General features: G+C 74.1%; 8 protein-coding genes and 2 pseudogenes. 8 read left to right on the top strand and 2 right to left on the bottom strand.

Annotated elements, in window-relative coordinates; genetic code table 11:
• Nucleotides 1-40: 40 nt before the first annotated feature.
• Nucleotides 41-715, bottom strand: a pseudogene (locus AEQ27_RS18625) (aminotransferase class IV); the annotation flags it as partial.
• 32 nt (nt 716-747) lie between these two features.
• On the opposite strand from AEQ27_RS18625, the gene AEQ27_RS00250 reads away from it, so the two are divergent.
• From AEQ27_RS00250 to holA, 6 genes and pseudogenes are all read left to right on the top strand, one after another.
• Nucleotides 748-2,172 (top strand): anthranilate synthase component I family protein, encoded by a 1,425-nt coding sequence (locus AEQ27_RS00250; protein ID WP_054144867.1) that lies wholly within the window; start codon nt 748-750, stop codon nt 2,170-2,172.
• A gap of 180 nt (nt 2,173-2,352) precedes the next feature.
• Complete coding sequence (leuS, locus tag AEQ27_RS00245) at nt 2,353-4,899, top strand: leucine--tRNA ligase (RefSeq protein WP_152970061.1); 2,547 nt, start codon at nt 2,353-2,355, stop codon at nt 4,897-4,899.
• 106 nt (nt 4,900-5,005) lie between these two features.
• Nucleotides 5,006-5,899: a ComEA family DNA-binding protein gene (locus tag AEQ27_RS00240; RefSeq protein ID WP_082383096.1), complete on the top strand. Its 894-nt coding sequence runs from the start codon at nt 5,006-5,008 to the stop codon at nt 5,897-5,899.
• Nucleotides 5,794-6,768: a ComEC/Rec2 family competence protein gene (locus AEQ27_RS18490; protein ID WP_054144865.1), complete on the top strand. Its 975-nt coding sequence runs from the start codon at nt 5,794-5,796 to the stop codon at nt 6,766-6,768. Before AEQ27_RS00240 ends, AEQ27_RS18490 begins: the two co-directional genes overlap by 106 nt.
• A pseudogene (locus AEQ27_RS18620) lies at nt 6,678-7,478 on the top strand (ComEC/Rec2 family competence protein); the annotation flags it as partial. The gene AEQ27_RS18490 and the pseudogene AEQ27_RS18620, both read left to right, overlap by 91 nt.
• 660 nt (nt 7,479-8,138) lie before the next feature.
• Entirely contained in the window at nt 8,139-9,173 is a 1,035-nt protein-coding gene (holA, locus tag AEQ27_RS18615; protein WP_054144883.1) for a DNA polymerase III subunit delta, read from the top strand.
• A gap of 118 nt (nt 9,174-9,291) precedes the next feature.
• On the opposite strand, the gene rpsT is transcribed toward holA, so the two are convergent.
• Entirely contained in the window at nt 9,292-9,552 is a 261-nt protein-coding gene (gene rpsT / locus AEQ27_RS00225) for a 30S ribosomal protein S20 (protein WP_043596189.1), read from the bottom strand.
• A gap of 244 nt (nt 9,553-9,796) precedes the next feature.
• On the opposite strand from rpsT, the gene AEQ27_RS00220 reads away from it, so the two are divergent.
• Both AEQ27_RS00220 and AEQ27_RS00215 read left to right on the top strand, forming a co-directional pair.
• Nucleotides 9,797-10,948: a pyridoxal phosphate-dependent aminotransferase gene (locus AEQ27_RS00220; protein ID WP_054144864.1), complete on the top strand. Its 1,152-nt coding sequence runs from the start codon at nt 9,797-9,799 to the stop codon at nt 10,946-10,948.
• 54 nt (nt 10,949-11,002) lie between these two features.
• A complete protein-coding gene (locus AEQ27_RS00215; RefSeq protein ID WP_054144863.1) occupies nt 11,003-11,311 on the top strand; it encodes a DUF4190 domain-containing protein in 309 nt (102 codons plus the stop codon).
• Nucleotides 11,312-11,466: the final 155 nt, after the last annotated feature.

Here is an 11,466-nt window from a genome sequence, read left to right as displayed (position 1 = left end):
CGTGCAGTGCGCTGAGGCTCCACACCTCGAACCCGTCGAGCTCGTCCGGCCGGGTGTGGTCGTGCAGCACGTCGACGCCGAGGACGGCGGCCAGCGTCGTCAGGCTGCGGACCGTCACGCCCGGGAGGCGGGGCAGGGCGTCCGCCGGCAGGCACAGGGCGGCGCCGCGCCACCCGACGATCGAGCCCCCGGCGCCCTCGACGACGTGCCCCTCGGGCGAGAGCAGCACCGCCTCGTCGGCCCCGCGGGACCGGGCGGCGGCCCCGGGCGACCCGGGGGCCGCGAGGTCGGGGCCCTTGACCGTGGGCTGCGTGCGGGGGGCACGGTCGGCCGTCGCGAGGACGGCCGATCGGCGGCGCGGGGGAGCGGGCCGGAGGCGCAGCCGCAGCCGTGCTCGGCCGTCGGCGTCGGTTCCGTCGCCGGCGACGAGCTCGGCGCGCGGGAACCAGGCACCCGACCGGGGCAGGACCGCCACGGCCGCCGTCCAGAACGCCGAGACCTCGTCCGCGTCGGGCCCCCCGGCCACCTCGGCGACCGAGCCGGCGAACCGGTCGCGGTGCACGTCGAGCGCGAGCGTCGAGCCGTCGTCGACCAGCCACGAGTCGGCCACCAGGAGGCGCGGGTCGGCCTCGCCCGTCGCTCCGTCCCCGCGCGTCGTCAGCTCGTCGCCCTGCCAGACGTTCAGCACGTCGCCTCCCGGCCGCTCGGCACTCATCGGGTCGGGGCTCCACTCATAGGATCAAGGGTATGCGCCCCGCGGTCGTCCGATCCTCCCTGCAGTGGCGCGACCCCGAGGCCGTCGTCCGGCACCTGGCCGCGACCGGCGACGTCGTCTGGCGCGACGCCGGCGTGGCCGCCACCCGGGGCCGGTCCGTCGTCGGGCGGGGCCCGGCCCGGACGGGCGACGTCCGCGACGGCGGCGCCGACCGGCCCTGGCCCGAGGGGCGCGACGACCGGGCCGACGCCGAGCCCGACCGCCACCCGCCCGGCGGGGCCGGCCGGCCCGGCCACGGCTTCGGCTGCCGACTGCTCGACCGCGACGCCACCGGGGGGCCCCGCCCGGCGGCCGCCGCCTCGACCGTCGCCGCCGACGGAGACCCCGCCGACCTCGCCCTGCTCGACGTCGACCGCGCCCTGGTCTGCGACCACGCCGCACGCTCGGTCGAGGCCGTCGCGCGGGTCGGCGACCCGTGGCCCCGCTCGGTGGCCGAGACGTGGGCCGACGTGCCGCCCGAGCCCCCGGTGCCCGGGCCGACCCGCGCCTCCTCGGAGGGCTCCGCCTCGCCCTCCGTCCGCTGGCGACACCGTCCGGACGAGTACCTCGACCTGATCGAGGGCTGTCGGCGGGCCATCGCGGCCGGCGAGGCGTACCAGCTCTGCCTGACGACGGCGGTGGACGTCGACGGGCCGGTGGACGCGCTCGAGGCCTTCGCGCACCTCCGTCGGTCCTCGCCGGCTCCGCACGCCTCGTTCGTGCGCATCGGCGACGTGGCCGTCGTCGGGGCGTCGCCCGAGTCGTTCGTCGAGGGGACGACCGGCGGCCGGGTGGCGGCGTCGCCGCTCAAGGGCACGCGACGCCGCGGGTCGGGCGTCGACGACCCGGTGCTCGCGCGCGAGCTCGTCGAGAGCGACAAGGAGCGCGCCGAGAACGTCATGATCGTCGACCTGGTCCGCAACGACCTCGCCCGCGTCGCCCGTCTCGGCACGGTCGAGGTGTCCGAACTGCTCGCCGTGCACTCGTACGAGCACGTCCACCAGCTCGTCAGCACGGTCCGGGCCCGGCTGGGCGCGGGGTGCACCGCGGCCGACGTCGTCGAGGCGGCCTTCCCCGCCGGCTCGATGACCGGCGCGCCGAAGCGTCGGGCCGTCGAACTGCTCGCCGACCTCGAGGGGGCGCCCCGGGGCGTCTCCTCGGGCGCGACGGGCTGGCTCGGGCGGGGCGGCTCGGCGGGCCTCGCGATGACCATCCGCTCGATCGTGGTGCACGGTGCCCGGGCCGCGAGTGCGGGACGGCCCGCACGACCGGCGGGTGCGCGCGTCGGCGTCGGCGGCGGCATCACCATCTCGTCGGTGCCGGTCGACGAACGGGACGAGGTCGAGCTCAAGGCGTCGGCCCTGCTCGCCGTGCTCGGCGTCCGTGCCGCCGACGGGGCCCCGGTGCGCATGTCGTGACGGGGCGCGCCGTTCGGTAGCCTTGGCGAGGATCGCTGAGCCCAGCGCACGTCGCCGTGCCCTCGCGCGGGCGGTCCGCACCCACCGCACCGACTGCCAGCAGTGATTGAGAGCCCCGTGGCACACGAGTACGACACGACCGCGACCGACGCCCCCTCGGCCACCCCGCCCCACGACGGCGTGCCCGAACGCGAGTACGACGTCGCCCGCCTGCAAGAGAAGTGGCAGGCCCGGTGGGACGCCGAGCAGCCGTTCGTCGTCGACCCCGACGACAAGCGCCCCCGCAAGTACATCCTCGACATGTTCCCGTACCCCTCGGGCGACCTGCACATGGGTCACGCCGAGCAGTACGCGCTCGGCGACATGGTGACGCGGTACTGGCGCCAGCAGGGCTTCAACGTGCTGCACCCCATCGGCTGGGACAGCTTCGGGCTGCCCGCCGAGAACGCCGCCATCAAGCGCGGCGTCGACCCCCGCGAGTGGACCTACGCCAACATCGCGCAGCAGAAGCAGAGCATGAAGCTCTACGCCCCGTCGTTCGACTGGAGCCGGGTGCTGCACACGAGCGACCCCGAGTACTACAAGTGGAACCAGTGGCTGTTCCTCGAGATGTACAAGAAGGGTCTGGCCTATCGGAAAGACAGCTGGGTCAACTGGGACCCGGTCGACCAGACCGTGCTCGCCAACGAGCAGGTGCTGCCCGACGGCACGAGCGACCGGTCGGGTGCCGTCGTGGTCAAGAAGAAGCTGACGCAGTGGTACTTCAAGATCACCGACTACGCCGACCGCCTGCTCGACGACCTCAACCAGCTCGAGGGTCGCTGGCCGACCAAGGTGCTCAACATGCAGCGCAACTGGATCGGCCGCTCGATCGGTGCCGACGTGCACTTCACGATCGAGGGCCGTGACGAGAAGGTCACGGTCTTCACCACGCGTCCCGACACCCTGTACGGCGCGACCTTCATGGTGGTCGCCCCCGACTCCGACCTCGCGGCCGAGCTCGTGGCCGACGCGACCGACGACGTCAAGGCGACCTTCGCCGAGTACCTCGTCGAAGTGCAGAAAGCGACCGAGATCGAGCGCCAGTCGAGCGAGCGTCCCAAGACCGGCGTGCCGCTCGGCCGGGTCGCGGTCAACCCGCTCACCGGTGACCCGATGCCGGTCTGGGCCGCCGACTACGTGCTGGCCGACTACGGCCACGGCGCGGTCATGGCCGTGCCCGCGCACGACCAGCGCGACCTCGACTTCGCCCGCAAGTACGACCTGCCGGTGCGCGTCGTGGTCGACACGAACGCGCCCGTCACGGGCGTGATCCCCAAGCTCGAGCTCGACGAGGACGGCCAGGCGATCCTGCCCGACGACCTGCCCGACCTGAACCCCCGCGAGACCGGCGTGGCCCTGACCGGCGACGGTCGACTGATGAACTCGGGCGCCCTGACCGGCCTCAGCAAGTCGAACGCGATCAAGCGCGTCGTCGAGCTGCTCGAGGCGTCCGGCGACGGCAAGGCGGCCAAGACGTACCGCCTGCGCGACTGGCTGATCTCGCGCCAGCGTTTCTGGGGCACGCCCATCCCGATCGTGCACGGCGCCGACGGCGTCGAGGTGCCGGTGCCCTACGACGAGCTGCCGGTCCGGCTGCCGTCGACCGAGGGGCTCGACCTCAAGCCGAAGGGCAGCTCGCCGCTCGGTGCCGCCGAGGACTGGGTGAACGTGCCCGACCCGCGCGACGGGTCACCGGCGCGCCGCGACGCCGACACGATGGACACCTTCGTCGACAGCTCGTGGTACTTCCTGCGGTTCCTCGACCCGACCGACGCCGACCGCGCTTTCGACCCGGCGCAGGCCAGCAAGTGGGCCCCGGTCGACCAGTACGTCGGAGGCGTCGAGCACGCCATCCTGCACCTGCTCTACGCGCGCTTCATCACCAAGGTGCTCTTCGACCTCGGCCACGTCGACTTCACCGAGCCCTTCAGCGCGCTGCTGAACCAGGGCATGGTGCTGCAGGACGGCGCGAAGATGAGCAAGAGCAAGGGCAACGTCGTCAGCCTCTCCGACGAGATCGACAAGCACGGCGTCGACGCCATCCGCCTGACGATGGCCTTCGCCGGCCCGCCCGAGGACGACATCGACTGGGCCGACGTCTCGCCCGCCGGCTCGGCCAAGTTCCTGGCCCGGGCGTTCCGTCTCGCGAGCGACGTCGACAGCTCGCGCGACGTGGTGTGGGCCGACGGCGACCAGGCCCTGCGCCGCGTGACGCACCGGTTCCTCGCCGAGGCCCCGGGGCTCAGCGAGGCGTTCAAGTACAACGTCGTCGTCGCGCGCCTGATGGAGCTCACCAACGCCGTCCGCAAGGCCATCGACTCGGGTCCCGGTGCGTCCGACCCGGCCGTGCGCGAGGCGACCGAGACCGTCGCTCTGGGACTGTCGCTGTTCGCTCCCTACACCGCCTCCGAGATGTGGGAGAAGCTCGGCTACGACGGCGGTGCCCTCGCCACGTACGGCTGGCGGAAGGCCGACCCGACGCTGCTCGTCGAGACGAGCGTCACCGCGGTCGTCCAGGTCAACGGCAAGGTGCGCGACCGGCTCGAGGTGTCGCCCAAGATCGGCTCCGACGAGCTCGAGGCGATGGCGCGCGCGTCCGCGGCCGTGCAGCGCGCGATCGGTGAGAAGCAGATCGTCAACGTCATCGTGCGGGCGCCGCGCCTGGTGAACATCGCGGTGAAGTAGCCGCCCGGGGGCGCGTCTCGTCCCCACCCGTCGACGGCCGTCCTGGTTCCCCAGGGCGGCCGTCGACGTCCATGCGGGCGGGTGCTCGCTCGTACCGTGACGGGTCATGACCGTCAGCTTTCGCACCGCCGTCGACCCGTCCGAGCCGGGTGGTCCGAGGTGGCGTGTGGGGCTCGGCGCAGTCGTCGTCCTGCTCTTCGTCGTGCTGGCGGTGAGCGTCGCCGTGTCGGCGTTCGCCACCCGAGGAGGCGCGGCGGACGAGCTCGTGACGGTCGAGCCGAGCACCGGGGCCGAGGCCGTCGCAGGGGCCGCCACCGCGCCTCCCGGGGGTGCTCCGGTCGTCTTCGTGCACGTGCACGGCCGGGTGGCGGCGCCCGGCCTGTACGAGCTGGCGCAGGGCGCCCGCGTGGTCGACGTGGTCGCCGCGGCCGGCGGGTTCACGGCCGACGCCGATCAGGCGGCCGTCAACCTCGCGCGGGTGCTCGTCGACGGCGAGCAGCTGCGGGTGCCGGCCGTGGGCGAGACCGTGGACGACGGAGCGGCGGGCGGTGGTGACGCGGCGGCGGGTGGACCGGTGCCCGGGGGAGGGGCGGCGGCCGGTGGCGGAGCGGTCGATCTCAACCTCGCGGACGATGCGGCGTTGCAGACGTTGCCCGGTGTGGGGCCGGCGACTGCGGCCGCGATCCTGTCCTGGCGCGACGAGAACGGGCGCTTCCGCAGCGTCGACGACCTGCTCGGCGTGCCGGGCATCGGTCCGAAGACGCTCGAGGAGCTGCGCGACCGGGTGCGGGGGTGCCGCCCGGTCGCGTCCTCGACCTGCGGCTCGGGGTGCCCGGGGCCGTGGCGGGGGGGGGGCTCGCGGTCGGCTCGACCCGGCCCGGGCTGCTGCCCGTCGTGGCAGCGGTCGCCCTCGTCGTCTGCGTCGTCGCAGTCGCCCTCGTGGTCGTGGCGCGGGTGGGCGTCCTCGCGGCCGGGCAGGTGCTGCTGGTGGTCGCCCTGAGTGCCGGGGCGTGCGCCGGGCTCACGGGCCAGGCGGCGGTGCGCGACGACCGCCGCCACCCGTCGGGGCTCACGACGTCGGTCGGACACGCGGTCACGGTCGAGGGGCGACTGCTCGACCGGGTCGAGGGGCGGGCCGACGTCCTGACGATGTCGGTCGATCGGCTCGACGTCGGCGCGGGACCCGCGGCGCTCGGGGCTCGGGTGCCGGTGCGGGTGTTCGGGGTGCGACTCGACGGGCGGGGTTCGGGCGAGATCGGCGCCCGGGTCTCGGCCCGGCTCGTCCTGGCGCCCGCGCGGTGCGGCGAGTCGGTCGCGTTCGGGGGGTGGGCGGCCGAGCCGCTCGGCGTCCGCGCCGAGCCCGGGCGGGCGTCGGCCTGGTCGAACGGGCTCCGGGCGGCCTTCCGCGCCGTGGCCGCCGGCCTGCCGGGTGACGGCGGGGCGCTGCTGCCCGGGTTCGGCGTCGGTGACACGTCGGGCGTCCCCGACGACCTCGACGACGACATGACGCAGGCGTCGCTCAGCCACCTGACGGCCGTGTCGGGCTCGAACTGTGCGGTGCTCGTCGCACTCGTGGTGCTCGTCGGGTCGCTGCTGAAGGTGCCGCGGTTGCTGCGGCTCACGGTGGCCGTCGTCGTGCTCGTCGCGTTCGTCGTGCTCGTCACGCCCGAGCCGAGCATCGTCCGGGCCACCGTCATGGCGGTGCTCGTGCTCGTCCACCCCCCCTCCCCCGACCCCTCGCCCGCGTGCCCGTCGTCGCGCTGGCGGTCGCCGGTCTGTTGTTCCCCGACCCGTGGTTGGCCCGCGACCTCGCCTTCGTCCTGTCGGTCCTCGCGACGTCGGGGCTGGTCGTGCTCGGTGGGCCGATGACCGTCCTGCTGGCGCGCCTCGTGCCCGAGCCGGTGGCGGCGGCCCTCGCCGTGCCCACGGCCGCGCAGCTCGCCTGCCAGCCCGTGCTGCTCGCCCTCGAGCCGAGCATCGCGCTGCACGGCGTCGTGGCGAACGTGCTCGCCGGCCCGGCGGCTCCGGTGGCGACCGTGGGCGGGCTCGTCGTCTGCGTGCTCGCGCCCTGGGTGCCCGGGGCGGCCACGGCCGTCGCCTGGGCTTCGTGGCTGCCGTCGTCCTGGGTCGCGGCCGTCGCCCGGTCGGCGTCGAGCTGGCCGGGCACGCGACTCGGGTGGGACGCCTCGGCGCTCGGCGTCGCCTCCCTGGTCGGCGTCACGGCCCTCGTCGTCGTCGCCGTGGTGGCCCGAGCCCGGGGGCGCACGCGGGCTGTCGCGACGACGCTGCTGGTGGGCGTCCTCGTGGCGACAGTCGGCGTGGTGGGCGGGCGCACCGTGGTGACCCGCGCTTCCGTACCCGACGACTGGGTCGTGGCCCAGTGCGACGTGGGACAGGGCGACGCCGTGCTCGTGCGCAGCGGGCGGGCCGTCGCCCTGATCGACGTGGGCGACGACGGGGCCGCCCTCGACCGATGCCTCTCGACCTTCGGCGTCCGGCACGTCGACCTGCTCGTGCTCACCCACTTCGACCGTGACCACGTCGGGGCGATCGACTCCGTGGTCGGTCGGGTCGGTACAGCCCTCGTCGGGCCCGTGGGGCGCTCGGACGACGCCGAGGTCGTGACGGCGTTGCGCGACGGTGGGGCCGAGGTCCAGGAGGCGCGGGGCGGCACCCGGGGACGTCGCGGCCGGCACACGGGGCGGCTGCTCGGGCCGCCGGCCGACGCCCCCGCCGGCAACGACGCGAGCCTCGTGCTGCGTGTCGACCCCGGCGCGGCCTGCCGGACCGGGTGCCTCTCGCTGCTCGGCCTGGGCGATCTCGGCGAGACCGCGCAACGCCGCCTGGCCTCGTCGCCCACCGGTGAGGAGGGGCTCGGGCGGGTCGACGTCGTGAAGGTCTCGCACCACGGGTCGGCGGACCAGCACGCCGAGCTGTACGAGCGGGTGTCGGCTCGAGTCGGCCTGATCGGGGTGGGGTCCGACAACTCGTACGGGCACCCGACCGACGTCGCGCTCGACCTGGTCCGGCGCGGCGGGGGAGCGGGTGCGCAGCGACGAGGCCGGTCCGGCCGCGGTCACGCCCGGCGTGCGTGGGGACGGCGTCGTCGGCCTGCGCATCTGGCGGGAGCACGCGGGCCCCGAGACCGTGACGGCACGTCGGGCACGTCGGTGGCGTCCTCTAGCATCGGAGGTGGCGCGGCGGGCCCCGCGTCCGTGGGACGACGTCCGAGAGGCAGCATGGCAGCGCGAGCGAGTGGCAAGACGGCGAAGAAGGCCTCGGTCGCGATCGACCAGGGGGGGTGGGACAGAATCCGGCCCGCGGCCGTCGTGCTGGTGAGCGGGCCCGAGCAGTTCCTCGCCGATCGGGCCTCACGACAGCTGCGCGACCAGCTCGCCGCCGAAGACCCCAGCCTCGAGGTGCACGACCTCGAGGCCGACCACTACCAGCCCGGCGCACTCGTGACCCTGGCGAGCCCGTCGCTCTCCGCCGAGCCCCGTCTCATCCGCGTCCCGAGCGGGGGGAAGTGCACCGGCGCGGTCCCCCCCGGGACGCTGCGCTCCCTCGGGGCGCCCGCCGACGACACGACCCTGGTGCTGCGCCACGGGGGCGGTGTCCGCGGCAAGAAGCTGCTGGACGCCGTCCGGGGCGGCACCGGCCGCGGCCTCGAGGTCGTCTGCGCCGAGCTCAAGAAAGACACCGAGAAGCTCGCGTTCGCGGCCGCCGAGTTCGCCGCCGAGCGACGACGCATCTCGCAGGGGGCCCTGCGGGCGCTCGTCACGGCCTTCAACGACGACCTGGCCGAGCTCGCCAGCGCCTGCCAGCAGCTGATCAGCGACGCCGCGGCCGAGATCACCGAGGCCACCGTCGAGAAGTACTACTCGGGCCGGGTCGAGACGAACGCCTTCAAGGTGGCCGACGCGGCCATCGCCGGCCACCAGGGCGAGGCCCTCGTGCTGCTCCGCCACGCGCTGTCGACCGGGGCCGACCCCGTGCCCGTGGTGGCGGCGTTCGCGATGAAGATCCGCACGATGGCCAAGCTGCAGGGTTCCTACGGCGGCTCGGGTCAACTCGCCTCACGCTTCGGGCTCGCCCCGTGGCAGGTCGAGCGGGCGCAACGCGACCTCCGTGGCTGGTCCGAGGACGGGCTGGGCCGATGCATCGAACTGCTCGCCGAGACCGACGCGGCCGTCAAGGGCGCCGAACGCGATCCCGTGTACGCACTCGAGCGGATGGTGACCATGATCTCGACGCGTGGTGCCCTGCTGCCGTGAACCGCGCCTCCTGACCGTCCGGGCGTCGGTCCCGCCGACGTCCGGGTACGACGAAGGCCCCGTCTCGATCGAGACGGGGCCTTCGTCGTCGAGCCCGGGGGCTCGGGGGGAGGGGAGCCTAGAGGGCGCCGACCTGCTTCGCGATGGACGACTTGCGGTTCGCAGCCTGGTTCTGGTGGATGACACCCTTGCTGGCGGCCTTGTCGAGCTTCTTCGACGCGAGGAGCAGAGCCGAGGTGGCCTTGTCCTTGTCGCCGGCGGCGATGGCCTCGCGGGTGGCGCGGACGGCGGTCTTGAGCTCGCTCTTGACCGCGCGGTTGCGGTCCTGGGCCTTCTTGTTGGTGCCGATGCGCTTGATCTGCGACTTGATGTTTGCCACGTGAACTACTTTCTGGATTCTGTGTCTCGGACGGGTGTGCGCCAGCCGAGCGTCCGACCGACGTTGATCGGTGGACCCGGTGCTGCCGCCGGTGATGGCCACCGGAGCGGCTCTCGGCTGCGATCGCGTTCCGCCACTGCAGACGTAACGCGCAAGCCAACAGGCAACGTTACCAGCAGCAGGCCCTACTCTCAACGATCGTCGGCCCGACGGCGTGCCGTGTCGTGCGTAGTACCGTGCCATCATGCCCCAGCTCGCGCCCCACATGACCACCGTGCCCGCATCCGGGATCCGTCGGGTGTTCGAGCTCGCCGCCCAGCTGGACGACGTGGACATGCTCGTGGTGGGCGAGCCCGACGTGCCCGTCGCCCGCCACATCGCCGACGCCGCGCGCCGCGCCTGGGCCGACGACCGCACCGACTACACGCCGAACGGTGGCATCCCCGCCCTGCGCGAGGCGCTCGTGGCCAAACTCGTCCGCGAGAACGACGTGCACGTGGACCTCGAGCAGGTCTGGGTCACCGTCGGCGGGACGCAGGCGTTGCACCAGACGATGGGACTCCTGCTCGCGGCGGGTGACGAGGTGCTCGTGCCGGACCCCGGCTACACGACCTTCACGATGAACGCCCACATGCTCGACGCGGTGCCCGTGCCCTACACGCTGGCACCCGACCTCGGCTTCCACCCCGACCTCGACGAGCTCGAGAACCTCGTCGGGGACCGCACCCGCGCCCTCATCGTCAACAGCCCGTCGAACCCGCTCGGCGTCGTCTACCCCGAAGAGACGTTGCGGCGCCTGCTGGACTTCGCGCGGAGGCACGACCTCTGGGTGATCAGCGACGAGGTCTACGAGTACTTCACCTACGGGCCGAAGCACGTCAGCCTCGCCTCGCTCGACACCGACGACCGGGTGTTCAGCGTCTTCTCGATGAGCAAGACCTACGCCATGACGGGCGTACGGGTCGGCTACCTCGTGACGCCGAAGGGTCTCGCCGAGACGATGCGCACGGTCCAGGAGGCGGCCATCAGTTGCGTCGCCGAGCCCGACCAGCACGCCGCCCTCGCCGCCGTCGTGGGGGATCACCAGCCCGTGGCCGACGCCAGGGAGCACTACCGGAGCAACCTCGACCTCGCCACGACGCTGCTCGCCGAGCGGGGCATCCGGTACCTCGAACCCAGCGGCGCCTTCTACCTCTGGATCGACGTGAGCCACGCGTCCCGGGGAGACGTCGCGGGGTGGGCGGAGCGCTTCCTGCTGTCGGAGCGCGTCGCGGTCGCTCCGGGCAGCGCGTTCGGCCGCAGCGGCGAGGGGTGGATCCGCGTGTGCCTCGCGTCGTCGCCCGAGGTGATCACCCGCGGTCTCGGCAAACTGCCCGCGCCGGGCGACCCCCGCTGAGATCCGGGGGTCAGCCCCCTGGGGTCGCCTCGAGCAGCTTCCTAGGCTCGGAACATGACGAACCAACCCGTACACACCACCGACTCCGCCCCCACCAGTGGCATCCGCTCGCCGCTCGCCGTCTGGAGCCTCGTCCTCGGCCTCGCCTCGATCGGCTTCGGCTTCACCTTCGTCGTCCCGATCGCCGGCCTCGTCCTCGGCATCCTGTCCCGCCGTCGTGAGCCCGAGGGTCGCACCATGGCGCTCGTCGGCATCATCTCGTCCGCCGTCATGCTCGTCGGCACGCTCATCGCCCTCGCCGTCGGCCTGGCCGTCGTCGGAGGCGCGGGCGTCATCGCACTCCTCCCCGGCATCGCCGCCTGACCTGCGCCCCCGCCCCCTGGTCCGCCCCGCCCCTCGCCCCCGAACCCCGGCCCGGCGGCCTGCCGCCCGGGCCCGCCCCCCCCCCCCCGCCGGCACCCCCTGCCCCCCCCCGCCCCCCCGGCGCGCGCCCGCCGCCGCCAGGGGCCGCCCGCCCC

Source organism: Frigoribacterium sp. RIT-PI-h, from assembly GCF_001297205.1.
In the GTDB taxonomy this organism is placed as follows: Bacteria; Actinomycetota; Actinomycetes; order Actinomycetales; family Microbacteriaceae; genus Frigoribacterium.
Note: the sequence above shows the minus strand (reverse complement) of the source record. Positions and strands in the feature narration are given on the sequence as shown.

Coding starts and splice junctions, on each gene's coding strand:
- AEQ27_RS00240 (WP_082383096.1), top strand. CDS start 5,006: ATGACCGTCAGCTTTCGCACCGCCGTCGACCCGTCCGAGCCGGGTGGT.
- holA (WP_054144883.1), top strand. CDS start 8,139: ATGGCAGCGCGAGCGAGTGGCAAGACGGCGAAGAAGGCCTCGGTCGCG.
- AEQ27_RS00215 (WP_054144863.1), top strand. CDS start 11,003: ATGACGAACCAACCCGTACACACCACCGACTCCGCCCCCACCAGTGGC.
- AEQ27_RS00250 (WP_054144867.1), top strand. CDS start 748: ATGCGCCCCGCGGTCGTCCGATCCTCCCTGCAGTGGCGCGACCCCGAG.
- AEQ27_RS00220 (WP_054144864.1), top strand. CDS start 9,797: ATGCCCCAGCTCGCGCCCCACATGACCACCGTGCCCGCATCCGGGATC.